This is a genomic window from Segetibacter koreensis DSM 18137 (assembly GCF_000374045.1).
GTDB lineage: Bacteria > Bacteroidota > Bacteroidia > Chitinophagales > Chitinophagaceae > Segetibacter > Segetibacter koreensis.
In genome coordinates this window covers 75,290-93,320 of the sequence record NZ_KB893359.1, presented here as the reverse complement: position 1 = coordinate 93,320, position 18,031 = coordinate 75,290, and the positions used below count along the sequence as shown (strand labels likewise).

Below are 18,031 nucleotides of genomic sequence, written 5' to 3'. Positions count from 1 at the left end.
TCTTAATTATAAATTCTAATGAGAAGTTTTTTTAAAATATTTCTTGCTTCATTTCTTGCACTGCTTGTTTTTGCGCTGGTTGGTATTCTTATCATATTTGCAATCGTTGCCAGTGTAACATCTGATAATAAACCCTACATTGGAAGCAAGGGTATTTTGGTTGTTGACCTTACCAAAGAATACAAAGAACAAAAAAGTGAAAGTCCTCTTAATACCTTACGTGGAAATCCTGACGAAAATGTACCCGGATTATATGATGTAGTGAGGATGATAGCTTTTGCCAAAAGTGACAGTTCTATTAAAGGTATCTATATAAAAAGTGACGATAATGCTAATGGATTTGCTGCAAGCGAAGAACTGCGAAATGCACTAGCAGATTTTAAAAAAAGCAAAAAGTTTATAATTGCTTTTGGAGATGTCATAAGTCAGAAAGCTTATTATGTAGCTAGTGTTGCTGACAGACTGTACTGCAACCCAAAGGGAACAGTAGACTGGCGGGGATTGGAAAGTACATTGTTTTTCTTAAAAGGAACCTTAGAGAAACTGGAAATAGAACCACAGATTTTTTATGCCGGAAAATTTAAAAGTGCAACAGAACCTCTACGCGCATACCAAATGACAGAGCCGAACCGGCTGCAAACATCTGTTTACCTCAATGATCTGTACAGCCGCATTTTGTTATCGGCTGCAGAAAAAAGTGAGTTAGATACAGGGCGATTACACAAGTTGGCTAATACAGGACTTGTGCAAACTGCGTCAGAAGCAGTAAGGTTTCACCTGATAGATGGGTTGAGGTATGATGATGAAGTAAAAAGTGAAATCATAAAGAATATTAAAATTGGCCGGGATGATAAAATCAATTTTATAAGCCTGGGCAAATATGCAAAAGCAGTAGATTTTACACCAAACGGAGGAGGCAGGATTGCGATAATATATGCAGAAGGAGAAATAACAGATGGAAAAGGAAAAGATGGTGTAATTGGTTCTGATGAATACAGAAATCTTATAAGAAAAGTAAGGTTAGACAAAAATATAAAAGCAATTGTTTTCAGGGTCAATTCACCTGGTGGCAGTGCATTGGCAAGCGAAGAGATCTGGCGTGAAATATCAATTGCTAAAAAGGAAAAACCTGTTGTTGTAAGTTTTGGTGATGTAGCAGCTTCAGGTGGGTATTATATTTCGTGTAATGCCGATAGTATTTTTGCGGAACCCAATACTATCACCGGTTCCATTGGAGTTTTTGGAATCATTCCTAATATGAAAAAGTTTTTCAACAATAAATTGGGGATTACTTTTGACGGCGTTAAAACCGGTCCCTTTGCTGACATGCCCTCGGCAAGCCGACCATTAAATACTGCTGAAAAACAATTTATTCAAAATAGTATCGATACCATTTATACCACTTTTAAAAGCCGGGTAGCAGAAGGCAGAAAGTTATCGCTGTCGGTAGTGGACAGTATAGCACAGGGACGTGTGTGGACAGGACAGAGAGCAGTACAAATTGGTCTTGTAGATAAGTTAGGAAATATAAATGATGCAGTTGCCTGCGCTGCTAGAATGAGTAATCAAAAAGAATACACTTTAAGAGAGTACCCTGAAAAAAGGAATTTTATTGAAGATCTTCTTAAAAACTATAAAGAAGATGTGAAAGCTGAAACAATTAAAGAAGAAATAGGCGAAGAGCAGTATAACATTTTACAGCAGATGAAAAACATCAAAAGTATGATTGCTGTTCCGCAGGCCCGTTTACCTTTTGAATTAAGTATCAGGTAACCAATAAATATTTTTTCAAAACGTTAATACTAAATTGTTTATTATATTATTAAGATAGATTTTGTCTCTTTGCGTTTTTATGAATGTAAAATATAACCAGTTCACTGCTTTATGGTCTATTACAAAGGCAAGTTTAAGAGCCCTGTTAAAAAGCCCTTCCAGTGTGTTGTTCAGTCTCGCTTTTCCACTCGTTTTTATTTTGGTTTTTGGCTTTATTGGGGGAACCAACAAGATTTCATTTAGTATTGCTATTGATAAATCTGCAGACACAACCAACCAGGTCTACACCGCTTTAAAAAGTGTACCGGGAATAAAGATTGTTCGTGAAGCTGACGCACAATTACAGGAAGATATTGAAAAAGGAAGAATTACGGCAGTAATAAACATACAAAAGAACAAGGCCGCATCTCCTCCATATATAATTGATGTAAAGAGCGCTGAGTCCGTAAGTCCTCAAAACCTGCAGGTTCTAAAATCAATTATAAACTCAATAATAGCAAATATTAATGTACGGCAATATCCTAACACTCCAACTTTTGCAGCTATTAATGAGAACGTCGAAAAAATACCAGGAAGAACATATCGGACCATCGATTTTATTTTACCAGGTCAGTTAGGTTTTTCCTTACTGAGTGCAGGAGTTTTTGGAGTTGCTTTTTTGTTTTTTAATCTTCGCCAGCAGCTTGTTCTTAAAAGGTTTTATGCTACTCCTATTCAACGGCCTTATATTATATTGGGAGAAGCCCTTAGCAGGGTTATCTTTCAATTGTCAACCGCTGTCATCATTATTTTAATAGGCAGATTTGCTTTTCATTACACTTTAGTGCACGGCGCAACAACGTTTTTTGAAATAATGGTTTTAAGCTTTTTATCCTTAATATTATTTATGGGTTTTGGTTTCATTGTAAGCGGCATCGCAAAAACCGAAAATACAATTCCGCCATTAGCTAATATGGTTACATTGCCCCAATTCCTGCTGGCAGGAACATTTTTTCCAATAGACGTTTTTCCATCATGGCTTCAATTTTTTTGTAAACTGCTTCCACTCACTCATTTCAATAATGCTATGCGAAAAATTGCTTTTGAAGGCGCTCATTTAAGTGATTGTCTCACTGAGTTAGGCATACTTGCGTTATGGACAGTTGTAGTATATGCAGTGGCTGTAAAAGTTTTTAAGTGGGAATAATATGCGATTTATAAAATTTGGATTAATAAGTATAGTATTATTTGCTTTGCTGCTGACGGCATTTTCTCTGTTGCTGCCTTCGCAAACAAATATATCAAGGGCTATAGATATAAATGCACCTGCAGACTCTGTTTATGCTTATATAAACAATATAACCAAATGGCAAAATTGGTATGCAAATTATGATTCTTCCAACACTTCTTACTCTTTAACAACTGTTGGTAAAGGCTCTTCACTTACAATGGATAAGACAACCATTACCATTCAGGAAGCTTTACCTGGCAAAATAAAAGCGGTATGGCAAACAGGTTCAAACAATCCCATAATGGGAGAATTTAATTTTATACGCAAGGATTCATCATCATCAATGACTTTGCAGTGGAACTTCATTCAGAAGGTAAAATGGTATCCGTGGCAAAAATTAGCTTCTATACTTTCTAATAAAACCATTGGCCCCTTTATGGAAAAAAGCCTGGAAAATCTAAAAAAGAAAGTGGAGAGCCAGGAAGAATTGTAATAAAATTTGCTTTCTGTTATAGAAAGGTCGAAGATAAATAAGGGAAAGGTTAAAAAACATTTTTATTCATTCCTCAAATTCCAGTTTATAAGATTTAGGAAATAAACTTTAAATTCCTTTTTATTCCCTCAAACTTGCTTCTTTTAAGCGGAGAATTTTTAAAAATGTGTTTAAAACTTTCTTCAGTTAAATCTTCCCAATCCTGGGTTGTAAAATTTAAAATCTGTGGGAGAGGTGTAAAGCTTATTTGTTTGTTTGGTTTGCTAAACCTGTTCCAAGGACAAACATCCTGGCAAACATCGCAACCAAACATCCAGTTAGAAAATTTGTTTTTTATGTCTTCAGGTAAAAGAGCATCTTTCAATTCTATAGTAAAATAGCTTATACATTTACTGCCATCGACTACCTTGTTTTCTAATATGGCATCAGTTGGGCACGCTTCTATACATTTACGGCAACTGCCGCAGTAATCTTTAGCAAAAGGATCATCATACAATAGTTCAATATCTACAATGAGTGTAGCGATAAAAAAAAATGACCCTGCCTGTTTATTTATAAGATTCCCGTTTTTTCCTACCCACCCAAGTCCACTTTTAGTGGCCCACGATCTTTCCAGTACAGGCGCACTGTCAACAAAGCCACGACCGTTTAGTTCTCCAATTTCTTCTTTCATCCTCGCCAACAATTGCTTCAACTTTTCGCGAATTACTTCATGATAATCTTTCCCGTAAGCATATTTGGCAATTTTAGGAGCTTCGGGTTTTTGCATTTCTTCAGGAAAATAATTCATCATAACTGTGATAACACTTTTAGCGCCGGGAACAAGCCTGGTTGGGTCAGTACGTAAGTCGAAATAATTTTCCATGTATTGCATTTTTCCATGCATTCCTTTCATTAGCCAGTTTTCTAAACGTCGGGCGTCATCATCCAGTTTTTTCGCTCGGGCAATACCACAATAGTCAAAGCCAAGTTGCTTACTTTTTTCTTTGATCCATATCGTATGCTTGTCTTTCAATCAATATTTATTTCTAAAGATTTTAATCTTCTCTTATTTAAAGGCGTTGTGAGCAAAGGCGACAAATGTTATTAAAAATTTTAAAAAGGCTGTCAAAAGAATGAGAAAAGTTTGTGAAAGGGGAGCTTATTGTATTCTCTTTTTGCAACAGGCTCTTATTTTGTGCATAGACTTCCCCCTTTGCTAGCTGGCAAAATATTTTATTTAGCAGTAGAGCTAAAATAAAAGTAATGAATTTGCCCTTAAACCTACAAATTATCTATCTTTTTTTGCTTGCAACACCAATTGCATGTATTGCCTGGACAGTAACTCATGAAGAAGTTTTTCGTGAGCCGAGAGATTTTTGCGTTGACAAAAGTAAAAATTGCAATTCCTTGTTGCAAAGAAAGTTTTTTTACCTTTTTACCTGCGAATATTGTTTTAGTCATTACGTAACTATTTTCTTTTTAATCATTACCAGGTATCATTTGGTTTTTGATGATTGGAGAGGATATTTAATTGGCGGTTTTTCACTCGTCTGGATTGCCAACCTATATATGAGTGCATTTGGGCGGTTGAGAATTGACATCAAAAAAGAACGGCTCGATGCCAACTTAAAAGAGGAAGAACTGAAAAAAACTACAGAGGAAGTTGACGAGAAGAGGGATGTTAGAAATCAGAAGCTGGAAGTAGGAGGCAAGTAAGTCGGAAGTTTGAAGTAAAAAAGCAGAATGTAAGACTGTTTTCTAATTTAAGAGGTGCCAATAAAGTCACCTCTTAAATTGAATTGGAAGTATTTGTTATTTATTTGGCGTGCCAATGAAACATCTTCTGTGAAATCTTCCACCCTTCTTCTGTTTTAACCAGGTTGAAAATATCCGACATGTTAACTCCGGAACCTGCTATTTTCCCCGACCAGTTCTTGACTTCGAGACGCACTACTGCAATGGTTTCAAGAATTTCGATACTGGCAAAATTGGGCTCAATGTCAGGGGCAGGACCGTTGCCGTCAATCCAATCAAACAATATCTGTACTGGTCCAAAGAGAAAGTTTCCCATGGCATAACCCACGAGGCTGGCTTCTGAATGAAAACCGGGACGCATCAATTCACTTTTACCGGCCTTTGAGCCTTCAATGTAATACTGCATTGTATTAATGATTGCGTCGTAATCAGCCAGATAATTGTCAGGAGCCTCGAGCGTGTCAGCATAATTTGTGCGAGAACTGTTAGTAGTGTTCATAATATGTAGGTTTTAAATGATAAAATTTATCGTTCCTCAAACTGCTTCTCCTTGCAGCACACCCAATTGTTCCATCAATCCCATCTGGTCGGCTATCAGCCAATGAGAGATTATTTTATTGTTTTCAATTTCGTATCCTATCGCAAATTGAAACTCAACTGTTTTGTGGGTCGGCGGTATGCCACTAAGTTCTCCCATGTGTGTTCCTTTAAACCGTGCTCGTAAAACAACACGATTGCCTTCTGCCGTAATTTCATCGGCAAACAATTCATACTTAGGAAAAGCTGCTTCGAAGAATTCAATGTGATGGATTAAACTTTCGTCCGTGGCAAATTTGTCCATTAATGCCCGTGTTTTAGGAACGCCACTTATTGCATTAAAATAACGGACAATGAATTCTTTATTTTGTTTTAGCTGTTCCATATATTTATTTTTTAATAAAGGTAGCCAGCGGCTGAAGTAAGGTGTTATCTCATTTGTTGCAATTACTTATTCATTTGTTACATTAGTTTTTGGCCTCCGGAAAACAGAAGGTCTTATCCCAAATTTTTCGATGAAAACTTTTGTAAAATGGCTTGGCGTTTGAAACCCGGTTTTATAAGCTACTTCGCTTACAGAAAGATCGTTGCTTTCCAGTAGTTCTTTTGCTTTCTGCAATCGAAGGCTTTTAATGTAACAGCCAGGGGATTGCCTTATAAGCGGTTTCATCTTTCTTAGCAGTTGTGCCCTGCTCAAAGCCATTTCTTTACTAAGAGCATTGGCGTCAAATTTTTCATTATTGATATTATGTTGTATTACTTCATTTAACTTTCTAAGAAATCCCGAATCTTTTGCATTTTGTTCCGGCATAAAAATCGCTTGCGGATCTGTTTTTGTAAAGTACAATTTTAGCCTTCGTTGAACTTCTTCGAAAAATACAGGGATTTTTACATTTGTTTTTCTTAAAGCGTCAGACTCATTATACCTTCCTACATCTGCATCTTCCTGAAAGGCCATAATAATCTCACTTTCATTAGCTTTTTCCTGAATGACGGAAACGGGAAAGTTAATGTTATTCGTTATATCCGAGATTGCCGGTAAATTTATTTGGGAATTGTGAAAATGCAGTTTAAAGACACCGACATCATTTATTATATCAACGGATGCTTTCAAATCAATGATATGTTCTTTAGGCAGATAAGAAATAATAGCAAATAAGATTCCTGAAACGTCTTTTATAACCTTAAAGGGATTATAATAAACATAGAGATTTTTTATACTGTTGGTAAAATTTATAGAGATGTTCTGGGAAGACGCATAAGGTTGCAATGCAAGGCATAAGTGACGAATTAAGGGAAGAATATCTGCCTGGCTGGTAATAGGCATAACGGAAAAATTTTAAAAATTTTTCATGTGTTTTTGAAATTCTATCTAAAAAAAGGTGACAGCTGCAACGGGAACTGGATATTTTCACAGTTATTTCTTCTCACGTAAAAATCATAGAGTAATTATTAAGAGTAATAATTAAATGATTCAAAAAAAACTCTCTATTGTTTTCATACAATATACATTATTTCTTTAATATAATTAAAAAAAATGGTTATTATTTCTGCTCCAAAGGCACTAAACTAAGAACTTGTACATTCCGATAAATTACATTCCTTACTTTTGCGCCTCAAATTATAATAAGGGATGATCAGTGTAAAAAATGTAACGCTTGCGTATGGCAAAAGAGTGTTGTTTGATGAAGTTAACCTGAATTTTGTAAAAGGTAACTGTTATGGGGTGATAGGTGCTAACGGGGCAGGAAAATCAACTTTTCTAAAAATATTAAGCGGTGAAATAGAGCCAAATAAAGGCAGTGTTGAGATTACTCCGGGTGAAAGAATGGCGATTTTAAAGCAAAACCAATTTGCTTACGAGGATGAGACAGTACTTAATACGGTGATGATGGGCCACAGTAAGATGTGGGAGATAATGCATGAAAGGGAATTAATTTATGCAAAAGCTGATTTTACCGAAGAAGATGGTATGCGTGCAGGCGAACTGGAAGGTGAATTTGGTGAAATGGGCGGCTATGAAGCAGAAAGCGCGGCAGGTACATTACTAAGCAGCCTGGGGGTAAAAGAGGAATATCATAATAGTATGATGAAGGATATTCCGGGAAATTTTAAAGTTCGTGTTTTACTTGCACAGGCTCTTTTTGGAAATCCGGATATTCTTTTGCTTGATGAGCCTACCAACGGTCTCGATATTGAAACAATCGGTTGGCTTGAAAACTTTCTTGCAGACTATCAGAATATTGTATTGGTAGTAAGCCACGACCGTCACTTTTTAGATACCGTGTGTACACACGTGGCCGATGTTGACAGGGCTAAGATTAAAATATTTACCGGTAACTATACTTTCTGGTACGAGAGTAGCCAGTTAATGGCACGCCAGATGAGCGATAAGAATAAAAAGAATGAAGAAAAGCGGAAAGACTTACTTGATTTTATAGCCAGGTTTAGTGCAAATGCTTCAAAGAGCAAACAGGCAACATCGCGTAAAAAAGCTTTGGAAAAACTAACAATTGAAGAGATTGAACCCAGCAACAGAAAATATCCGGGAATAATATTTCAACAGTTACGTGAAGTTGGTAACCAGATCTTAAATGTAGAAAATTTAAGCAAAGCTGTTGATGGTCGTAAACTGTTTGATAAAGTAAATTTTAGCATCAATAAAAACGATAAAATTGCTCTTATAAGCAGAGACCCACTCGCGGTTACAAGTTTTTTTGAAATTATTAATAACGAAATGCAGCCTGATAGTGGTAAGTACGAATGGGGTACAACGGTTACAACGGCTTATCTTCCTTTAGAAAACAATGAATTTTTTCAAAGTGATCTTAACCTCATGGATTGGCTTCGTCAGTATGTGCCACCTTATGTGACCGATGTAGATGAACCTTTTTTAAGGGGTTTTCTTGGTAAAATGTTATTTACCGGCGATGAGATAATGAAGAAAACAAAAGTGCTTAGCGGGGGAGAAAAGGTGCGTTGTATGATCAGCCGGATGATGTTGCAAAATCCAAATGTCATTATTCTTGACCAACCAACCAACCATCTCGATTTGGAAAGCATTCAATCATTCAACGAAAGTTGCACCAACTTTAAAGGAATTGTATTGCTTACCAGCCATGACCATACTTTTATACAAACCGTAGCAAACCGTATTATCGAGCTCACACCTAAAGGTATAATTGATCGACTGATGACCTTTGATGAGTACCTGCAGGATGATCGCGTGAAGGGGTTGAGAGAAGAACTGTATAAGTAGAGTTATTGCAGAAAGTGGTAAGCGTAACACCAATATATCCATTAGTCAGTAAATATGTTTTAAAACCTTTTTACTGACTTTTTTAATTTAATAATATTGAGATCTTAGTATCAATATTCCATTTTACGTAATGATGGAGCTTTAAACCATGTAACAAGAACGACCATTATTGTCATTGCACCTCCAAATACAACTGATGGAACAACTCCCAGCAGTTTTGCTGACAGCCCGCTTTCAAACTGCCCCAGCTCGTTGCTGCTGTTTATAAACATAGAGTTTACGCTCATTACACGTCCGCGCATTTCATCAGGGGTTTTCATTTGCACAATAGTTCCTCTCACAACTACACTAATAGCATCAAGAAGTCCACTAACCAATAAAGCAACAAAAGATACCCAAAAGGTTTTCGATAGTCCAAATACAATAATACACATTCCAAACCCGGCAACAACAAACAGCAACTTTCGGCCCTGCTGACCCTTTAAAGGGAAAATGGTAAGAGCAATCACCATAATGATGCTTCCCATGTCGGTGGCGCCATTTAGCCACCCGAAACCGATAGGACCTACATGTAAAATATCCCTGGCATATACCGGAACCATAGCAACAGCACCGCCAAATAGAACTGCAAAAAGGTCAAGAGATAAAGCACCCAAAACTTCTTTTGTACTAAAAACAAAATGCAATCCTTCGCGTACACTTTCCCAGGTGCGTTTGTCTCCGTTAGTTGCAGCTGCAGGTTTTGCTGATAATTTTGTAAGCATAAACAATGCTATTACCAGCAGGGAAACTATGACTACAAGGGTGCCTGTATTTTTAAAAAAAGCTATACAAAAGCCGGCCGTAGCATGACCTGTTACCGAAGCTGAAAGATACGTGCCTTGGTTCCAGGTAATGGCATTAGGCAAAATTTCACGCGGAACCATTTGGCCGAGAATAGCGCCAAAAACGGGCCCCGAAAAAGCCCTGATTATCCCCGAAATAAAAATTACCGTATATATTCCTCCGACAATAATTGACTTGCTGCTGTGGTTACTGAAATACTTTGTGGAAAGAAACAATAAAATGCCACCACACACTACATATCCCGAAATTCCTTTTAGTAAAAGTTTTCTTTTTTCGCTAATATCTATAACATGCCCTGCATATAAGGCTAGCGACAGAGCGGGGACAACTTCCGCCAAACCAATTAACCCAATGGCAAAAGGAGCGTTTGTTAGTTCATACATCCACCAGCCTACCAGTGTGCTGAGCATTCTTAAAGCCATTACAAAACAAAAACGACCTATAAGCATATTCCTATATTCGGGAATTTGTACTGCAGCTAATGGATTGTGTTGATAAGTTATAGTTTGAGTCAAAAGTATCAGATTAAGGTAAAGTATAATAATGTTGCCCTTCGGCAATATCGCTTTCCAAAGCAGTTAATACTATTGCAAGCTGATTTTTATTGTTTTCAAAATCTGCATTGGAAGCATCTATAAAAATTGTTTTTTGATTATTCTGCCTAATATAGCTTGTATACGTTTCCTGTATATTCGATAAGTATTGGTCGGGTATTAACTGTTCATACTCCCGGTTTCTTTTTTTTATGTTTTCCTGCAGTTTGCTGACAGGGGCATGAAGATATATGAGAATATCAGGTTGCAACAATTGCTGTTGAATGATGTCGAAGAGTTTTTGGTATAATTTAAATTCTTCAGGAGGTAAGTTTACCTGGGCAAAGAGCAGGCATTTGGTAAACATATAGTCGCTGACAACTATTTCCTTAAATAAACCTTGCATTTGCAGCAAATCCTTCAATTGTTTATAGCGCTCCGCCATAAAAAATAATTCGAGCGGGAAAGCGTATTTCTCAGGATTTTCATAAAAATTTGCCAGAAAAGGGTTCTCATCAAATTCTTCTAAAATCAATCTTGCGTTCAGTTCTTGAGAAAGCATACGGGCAAGGGTAGTTTTTCCGGCGCCGATATTTCCTTCAATTGTAATATAATTATACTGCATAGAAAACGCTGAAAAACTAAGCGCCAAACCTACGTAAAAATGTTAGAACAGTTTTTAAATGTCTTAAAGGTTTAAGAATTAACTGAGGTATATAAAATGGTATTGGTAAGTGAAATAAGATTAAAGTTCTTTAAAAATTATTGATAAAATACGGGTTTTACAGTAAACCCTGCTTTTCTTAATAGATTGATAACTCCTTTCTCACCTCCAAGATGCCCGGCGCCAAAAGCAAAAAAAGTAGGCATTTTTTTAGCTTGCTCACCTATTACCGGTATCCAATTATGATTTCGATCATCAAGAAGAATGTCAGTATATTCTCCAAAATCTTCTTCTTTATTTGTTAGAACGTTTAGCTGATTAATGTCTTTGTGTTTATATACGTCAAGCATAGTGTCAAACTCTTTTTTCGAACTGTCGATATTTAAAAGCATTTTTACTAAAATGTCCGATTGAAGTTTATAAGGGATTTTATCAAAGATTTTCATCTGGTCCTCCAGCTTCTCCAGCCCCTCAATCTCCATACCTTTTTCTTTTGCCATTTTTTGAAAAACACTTTCCCAACTTACCGGCGTGCACTGCAAAATAGAGGGGTATAACATGGATATGAGAAGAAATGGTTTGGCAGTATTTAGCATTCTGAGAGGCATACCTGTTGTATTTTGAAAAATGGTGCTGACAGAGTCAAACTTCTTCCCCATTAAGTTCTCCAACGTCGAGGAGTCTTTCATTTGCATGCCCGACAGCATATCTTTCATCATGTTGGGGTCGTCCATATCTATTTCTAAAAATAACTTACTGGCCGTATTAAATTTCGCTTCTACAACTTTAGGCATTTTTAATTCATCGGTACACATTAAATGTATTGTGCCAAACAGCCAGGATGGTTTTGTAATGCCTTTGCCTGATATTTCCCACAACAATGTTTTCTCTTTTGGAGCCTGTGCTTTTGCTCCTGCTATCAATCCGATAAATGTCATTACAACGACGAAGCTTTTATGCATGGCGATAATGGTAATATTTGCGCGTGAAACTACAATTCAATACTATCTAAAAGTATCATTTGGGGGATTTTAAGAAAAAAATAAACCCGATGTGAATACATCGGGTTTTTCAAAACCAAAACCAACTGCTATGAAACAATCTTAACTACTATTTTAATTTGACTACTTATTATACGCTACGTTTAATCGTATTATTGTATTGAAATTTGTTTAGGTGCTATTTTAACTTCTTCTTTTTTAGGAAGAACGACTTTCAAAATTCCATTTTCATATTTTGCTTCAATGCCTTCTGCGTTTATTTTTTCATCCAAAGAAAAAGAACGGGTGAAACTCTGGAAAGAAAATTCTTTTCTTAACACCTTAATATCTTTAGTCTCAGTTTCTTCTTTCTTTTCGTGACTGACTGTTAACAATCCTTTGTCAACGTTAATTTTAAAATCTTCTTTGTTCCTGCCGGGTACATTAAATTCAATATTGTATCCATTCTCATTCTCACTGATATTTACAGGAGCTTTTGTGCTTCTTACCTCATTGCCAGAGGTAGAAGGAAGAGAATTAAATAATTCATCAAACACGCTAGTCAAAGTTTTGTTTACGGGAAAAGATTTTGCAACTATCATAATTTTAAATTTTTAATTGTTTGCCGAGTATAAATCAAACAACATACCTTTTGGGTAAATGAGATAAAGAGACAGCTTTTTTATTCGTTAAGTGACACAATGTCCTCATTTTGGTTTTTTGACTGCCATTATTACCATTAACATTCCTTTTTTTCTTCCCAATTACATTTATTCGTATTTTTGCTACATAAAAACGGTAGATTTTCATTTAAATAAAAAATAATGTATCCAGAAGAAATAGTATTACCAATGAAGGCCGAGCTTACAGAAAACGGCTTTGAAGATCTAGATACTCCCGAACTTGTAGAGGAGTATATAAACAAAGAAGGAACAACTTTGGTAATGGTTAACAGTGTGTGTGGTTGCAGTGCAGGTTCTGCCCGACCAGGTGTACTAATGGCTGTGGCTAATGCAAATAAAAAACCTGAGAACTTAACCACCAGTTTTGCCGGTTTTGATACAGAGGCTATTAAAAAGGTACGTGAGTATTTGTTGCCTTATCCTCCATCATCACCTGCAATTGCGTTGTTTAAAAATGGAGAGCTTGTACATTTTATAGAAAGACACCAGATAGAAGGTCGACCGGCGCAAATGATCGCTCGTAACCTTATCGCAGCTTTTGAAGAATATTGCTAGTGCAATTAATAATATGTAAGTTTTCATCCGTGTGGTTTTACAGCTTGTTGCCATGGATGGGTTAGTAAATATAACCTCCTCTATTTCTATGGAGGAGGTTTTTTAGTTATAATATACTTAGTTTTTCTTCTTGTAATTATTTTAATCAAGAATTGTATTTATCATTGCAATTCGTACATTTCCTTATTGAACCGAATTCTAATTAATGTATCCCAATCTATATTACGCCTTCAAAGATTTATTTGGAGTTGAATGGTCTGGACTGAAACTTATAAATTCTTTTGGATTTTTTGTGGCCTTATCATTTATTGCCGCTGCGGTTGTATTGACCTCAGAGCTAAAACGAAAAAGTAAAGAAGGCCTGCTTACCTATAAAGAAGAAAAAATAGTTGTTGGCCAGCCAGCGTCAATTGGCGAACTGCTTTTAAATTTCTTTCTCGGATTTATTTTAGGCTATAAGTTGATAGGGGCGTATTTAGACAGGCATGAACTCATAGATACGCAGTCTTACATTTTATCATCAAAAGGAAGCTGGGTTGCAGGTATAATTGGCGGACTTTTATTCGCATTTTTGAAATGGCAGGAAAAGAATAAGGTAAAACTGGCTAAGCCTGAAGAGAGAATAATAAGAATATGGCCGCAGGATAGAGTAGGAGATATGGTTATTTATGCTTTTATCTTTGGTTTTATAGGAGCAAAAATTTTTCACAATCTTGAAAATATAGATGATCTGATAAAAGATCCTATTGGCTCTCTTATATCGTTCAGCGGTTTAACTTTTTACGGTGGGCTTATATGCGCTACCATTGCTATATGGTATTATTGCAAAAGAAACAATATGAATCCGATTCATGTTGCTGATTCTTTCGCACCGGCAATGATGCTTGCTTACGGAATAGGACGTATGGGTTGCCAGATTGCCGGCGATGGAGATTGGGGTATTGTAAATACTCATCCAAAACCTTTTAGCTGGTTACCTGACTGGGCATGGGCTTATAACTATCCTCATAACGTAATAGGCGAAGGAGTTCAAATTCCAAACTGCCTTGGGCAATATTGCTCTCAGCTGCCTAGCGCTGTTTTTCCAACTCCTTTATACGAAATTGTAGCCTGCCTGTTGTTGTTTGCCTTTTTGTGGAGTATCAGGAAAAAGATTACAACACCAGGAGTGTTGACGGCTATTTATTTAATTGTAAATGGAGTAGAAAGATTTTTTATTGAATTGATACGGGTAAATACAAAGTATCACATTTTTGGAATTAACCCTACCCAGGCAGAATTAATTGCAGCTTTTTTAGTAATTAGCGGTGTAGGTTTATTAATCTTTTTTATAACTCAGAATAAAACTGAACAAGTAGTCAGTTAATTGAAGAGCTGATTATGCTGTAAGGCTTGAAATTTTTATAATTAAAATTGCTTTTAATAGTTTTAATATTCTTTAGATAAGTCTCTTTAAGTTTAATGAGAAATTAAGATTTTGTTCAACTGTAAGCCAGCAAATATCAAGATCGATTTATTCTCTACTAATGTTGTTTAAGGAAACTGGTAGTTGCTAATTGCAATAACTCATAAGGGTGTTCTTCATATTAGTACTAATCCCTTACTTGTTCTTTTACCTCAGCAATTTAATTTTATGCTGCTTGACTTCTTCAGTTTTTTTTTAAGCCTATAATTAATTTCCTGCATCTGTTTTTTCAAAAATCATTGCTCCGCTTTTGCCAAATAATCTCAGAGCCAGTTCTTTACCAGCGCCTTCTGTGTTTTTAAAAACCATTTTCTCGTTAGTTACAATATTTTTATTTAAACCGTTTTTTACATTTACTGTGGCCTCATACCTGTCACCCTTCTTTAAGAAGGATATCGTAGCAATCGGTGTAGTTTCATCTGCTGCATCTGCCCATTTTATCTCGCAATGCTTTAATTCTTTTACCACTTTTTTTGTCTCTTCGTCATCTACGCCACTTGTAACTAATTTCATCTTCAAAGTGATCCCTGTAAATGGCAGTAATTGAGGATACTCTTCATATAATGCATTTGAATAAAAATCATAATCTTTTTCACTACCATTCTCATCACTCCCTTTTGACAAGCCTTCGTATAGCCTGCCTAAAAAAAGTTTTTCATTGGAGGTATCCAATCTGACTTCTTTAATCATTTGCTGATAACCTTCCGTTGCTTTGTCTTCGTCTCCGTTCATCCATTGCATCTGGTGAGTCATCAGCCGAAAATATTTCTTAACGTTTTGGCGGTTATCGGTCTTCTGATAATTTTCGTATTTTTTTTCAAAATAAGAAGGGCTGAAATCTTTTATGAGATAATAATCTTCATCGAAAGAAGTTGTGCTTTCTCCGCAAAAGAGATCATACACAGTTCGGTCTCTTTCAGGATTTGCCGAAAGTTGATTAATGAGTATATACTGTAACAACATCTTTTGAATTTTTAAAGCTGCTATTTTGTACAACGAGGAAGGAGAGTACCACCATCCTGCATTTTCAAATTTTACCAACGCAACTTTTCGTTCATCTAATTGCAGTTTCAAAAGATTAATGGTAAAATCGTACTGGTTTTGAGTAAGAGTTGTGCCAATATGTACCTCTTTAAAATCCGCAGCTTTTTGAAGAACATACTCAGCACTGTCCAGCTGGCCATCATACATATAACTTCTGCAAAGAGCAATATTATACCAGCCGAACCCGGGTGTAGAACCGGCATTCTGAATAGCCTCCTTACACAGAGCCATCGCATCTTTGGTTCGTCCTGCATATACATCCAACATGGGGATGTAGTAGAAAGGCTCACGCAGCATTTTTTGCGTGTACTTGTATTTGTCCCTGTTTAAATATTCGTTTGAAACAGCGAACTCACCTATTTCCATCTTCATGTTCCCATAGTTGTTCCACGAGACTGTACCGCTTTCTGCAAGACGCTGGTAGTAGTACTCGCTGCTATCATAGTTTTTGTTGTAGCAATGCAGCAAGGCAAGGTAATGGTACACATTCATCTTATCCGCCTCAGCCTGGTTGGGGCCAAACCAAATATCATTCGTCGCTCGATTTTTTTGTATTCTGTTTAGTGCGTAATAGCAATAGTTAAAAGCTTCTTTTTCATTTTCTTCCACAGAATTTTTTAAGAAAGCATATTTTTCAGAAGTAAAGAACCTGTTGCGATGATAAGTCCAGGCCTTTATGGTGTTCACTCCAAGATGATCTTTAGGAAAATTGTAGCTGGAAACATTATTTAAAACCCACATTACACTATCGGGCATTTCTATATTATCGTAGCACTCTCTGAGTGTGCCGGCAATCTGCAAAAAATCGATATAACGATTCATAGAAGCCATATACTCCTGGGGAGAACGAAATAAGTTTTTTAAACTTTTTCCATAATCTCTTTGCAGTAATACAAAGGCTTTTTTTAAAGATGGAATGGCATATTTAAAACCGATAAAATCGCTGCTTCTGTCAGATTTGTAGATTCCTTCAAACATATACCCAACATAATACGTACTGTCTAAACGAATAAATTCACGGCTTCTGGGCAATGCATCTTTATCTGTAGGATTTACCCCAATGCGTTTTGCATCAATCTCATACCTGGCAGTTGGATTGCCCTGTGAAAAAGTTATTTTATTAAACCCCAGTAACAAATAAACTATAAAGAGAGCAAATTTCATTTTCATCTATTGGATATATAGCGAAGCTTATTTAGTACAGTTCTTCGTTTCTGTAATAACATTTATCAAATAGTTTACAGCTTTTACGCGCGCTCCGCAATTTTTAACCGGCTTAACCTGTCCATTTCTTTATTTAAAATAGAAGCAAGAGATTTCGCTTTAGCATCTCTGTTGCGATAAATCAAACGATGGTCTAAAACGGCTGGAGTTATCTTTTGCAGATCATCTTCTGTTACGAAAGTTCTTCCGTTTACAAGTGCAAAGGCCTTTAAGCATTTTAAGAAAGTGATACCACTTCGGGTAGATGCGCCAAGCACAATATCTGTATGACGACGAGTGTCCCAAACAATATTTCTGACAGATTTTACGATTTCTTCGTGCACAAATACTTTTTCTGCCTCATCCTGCAAAAACAGTATTTCTTCCATGCTCAATACCTGGTGAATATGAGCAAGATTATTGGCAATGCCAAGGTAATTATTGTAAATATCCAATTCGGTTTCTTCGTCTACATAACCGAAAATAATTTTAATAAAAAAACGATCTAACTGGGCGGCAGGCAGAGGATATGTACCTTCCATTTCAACCGGGTTTTGTGTTGCTATAGTGAAAAACATTTTCTCTAGCGGATAAGTGGTTTCTCCGATGGTTATCTGGTGTTCTGCCATACATTCCAGCAGGGCAGACTGCACTTTGGGAGATGCCCGGTTTATTTCGTCTGCCAGTAATACATTACAAAACAACGGACCTTTTTTAAAAATAAATTCTTTCCTTACATCATCAAAAATGTGAGAACCAATCAAATCCATCGGGAGCAAATCAGGAGTAAATTGTATACGTTTAAAAATAACACCTCCCTCGTTGCTTCTTCCGGAAATGCTTTGCGCCAGGGTCTTTGCCATCACCGTTTTACCGGTACCGGGGTTATCTTCCATTAGAATATGTCCTTTAGCCAATAACGCAGTAAGGATAAACTGAATCTGCATGCGCTTTCCACGGATGACCGTTTCTATATTATCTACCAGTTTCTGAATATTTTCAAGGGCTTCTTCTATCTGTATGTTTTGCTCTATAATTTCCTGCTGCAT

The 18,031-nt window shown here is 36.4% G+C and carries 17 protein-coding genes; 7 read left to right on the top strand and 10 right to left on the bottom strand.

The genetic code is table 11. The features are described from left to right. The first annotated feature begins 18 nt into the window (after positions 1–18). From sppA to B154_RS0121755, 3 genes are all read left to right on the top strand, one after another. Positions 19–1,773, top strand: coding sequence for a signal peptide peptidase SppA (gene sppA / locus B154_RS0121765; RefSeq protein ID WP_018616475.1), 1,755 nt, complete (start codon positions 19–21; stop codon positions 1,771–1,773). A gap of 79 nt (positions 1,774–1,852) precedes the next feature. Then, positions 1,853–2,959: an ABC transporter permease gene (locus B154_RS0121760; RefSeq protein ID WP_018616474.1), complete on the top strand. Its 1,107-nt coding sequence runs from the start codon at positions 1,853–1,855 to the stop codon at positions 2,957–2,959. A gap of 1 nt (position 2,960) precedes the next feature. Next, complete coding sequence (locus tag B154_RS0121755; RefSeq protein WP_018616473.1) at positions 2,961–3,476, top strand: SRPBCC family protein; 516 nt, start codon at positions 2,961–2,963, stop codon at positions 3,474–3,476. Between the two features lie 94 nt (positions 3,477–3,570). Here B154_RS0121755 and queG read toward each other — a convergent pair whose 3' ends face one another. Further along, positions 3,571–4,491, bottom strand: coding sequence for a tRNA epoxyqueuosine(34) reductase QueG (queG, locus tag B154_RS0121750; RefSeq protein ID WP_018616472.1), 921 nt, complete (start codon positions 4,489–4,491; stop codon positions 3,571–3,573). A gap of 230 nt (positions 4,492–4,721) precedes the next feature. Here queG and B154_RS0121745 point away from each other — a divergent pair, with 230 nt between their 5' ends. Continuing rightward, on the top strand, positions 4,722–5,174 hold the full coding sequence (locus B154_RS0121745; RefSeq protein WP_018616471.1) for a hypothetical protein: 453 nt from the start codon (positions 4,722–4,724) through the stop codon (positions 5,172–5,174). Positions 5,175–5,274: 100 nt separating this feature from the next. Here B154_RS0121745 and B154_RS0121740 read toward each other — a convergent pair whose 3' ends face one another. The 3 genes from B154_RS0121740 to B154_RS0121730 form a co-directional block, all read right to left on the bottom strand. After that, the gene (locus tag B154_RS0121740; RefSeq protein WP_018616470.1) at positions 5,275–5,712 is read right to left on the bottom strand and encodes a nuclear transport factor 2 family protein; all 438 of its coding nucleotides are present in this window, start codon (positions 5,710–5,712) and stop codon (positions 5,275–5,277) included. 36 nt (positions 5,713–5,748) lie between these two features. Then, positions 5,749–6,135, bottom strand: coding sequence for an ester cyclase (locus B154_RS30990; protein WP_018616469.1), 387 nt, complete (start codon positions 6,133–6,135; stop codon positions 5,749–5,751). A 66-nt stretch (positions 6,136–6,201) separates the two neighbouring features. Continuing rightward, positions 6,202–7,077: a helix-turn-helix domain-containing protein gene (locus B154_RS0121730; protein ID WP_018616468.1), complete on the bottom strand. Its 876-nt coding sequence runs from the start codon at positions 7,075–7,077 to the stop codon at positions 6,202–6,204. A 306-nt stretch (positions 7,078–7,383) separates the two neighbouring features. On the opposite strand from B154_RS0121730, the gene B154_RS0121725 reads away from it, so the two are divergent. Next, entirely contained in the window at positions 7,384–9,009 is a 1,626-nt protein-coding gene (locus B154_RS0121725; RefSeq protein WP_018616467.1) for an ABC-F family ATP-binding cassette domain-containing protein, read from the top strand. 110 nt (positions 9,010–9,119) lie between these two features. On the opposite strand, the gene B154_RS0121720 is transcribed toward B154_RS0121725, so the two are convergent. From B154_RS0121720 to B154_RS0121705, 4 genes are all read right to left on the bottom strand, one after another. Then, positions 9,120–10,370 carry an MFS transporter gene (locus tag B154_RS0121720; protein ID WP_026260350.1) on the bottom strand — a complete coding sequence of 417 codons (1,251 nt, stop codon included), beginning with the start codon at positions 10,368–10,370 and terminating at the stop codon, positions 9,120–9,122. 10 nt (positions 10,371–10,380) lie between these two features. Beyond that, a complete protein-coding gene (locus B154_RS0121715; RefSeq protein WP_033412373.1) occupies positions 10,381–11,013 on the bottom strand; it encodes a deoxynucleoside kinase in 633 nt (210 codons plus the stop codon). 137 nt (positions 11,014–11,150) lie between these two features. Beyond that, entirely contained in the window at positions 11,151–12,014 is an 864-nt protein-coding gene (locus B154_RS0121710; RefSeq protein ID WP_018616464.1) for a TraB/GumN family protein, read from the bottom strand. Between the two features lie 191 nt (positions 12,015–12,205). Next, the gene (locus B154_RS0121705) at positions 12,206–12,634 is read right to left on the bottom strand and encodes an Hsp20/alpha crystallin family protein (protein ID WP_018616463.1); all 429 of its coding nucleotides are present in this window, start codon (positions 12,632–12,634) and stop codon (positions 12,206–12,208) included. Positions 12,635–12,856: 222 nt separating this feature from the next. Here B154_RS0121705 and B154_RS0121700 point away from each other — a divergent pair, with 222 nt between their 5' ends. After that, on the top strand, positions 12,857–13,270 hold the full coding sequence (locus B154_RS0121700; RefSeq protein WP_018616462.1) for a BrxA/BrxB family bacilliredoxin: 414 nt from the start codon (positions 12,857–12,859) through the stop codon (positions 13,268–13,270). Positions 13,271–13,562: 292 nt separating this feature from the next. Continuing rightward, entirely contained in the window at positions 13,563–14,636 is a 1,074-nt protein-coding gene (locus tag B154_RS0121695) for a prolipoprotein diacylglyceryl transferase (RefSeq protein ID WP_245542638.1), read from the top strand. A 306-nt stretch (positions 14,637–14,942) separates the two neighbouring features. On the opposite strand, the gene B154_RS0121690 is transcribed toward B154_RS0121695, so the two are convergent. Both B154_RS0121690 and B154_RS29445 read right to left on the bottom strand, forming a co-directional pair. Next, positions 14,943–16,943, bottom strand: coding sequence for a hypothetical protein (locus tag B154_RS0121690; protein ID WP_157580913.1), 2,001 nt, complete (start codon positions 16,941–16,943; stop codon positions 14,943–14,945). 83 nt (positions 16,944–17,026) lie between these two features. After that, a complete protein-coding gene (locus tag B154_RS29445) occupies positions 17,027–18,031 on the bottom strand; it encodes an AAA family ATPase (protein ID WP_018616459.1) in 1,005 nt (334 codons plus the stop codon).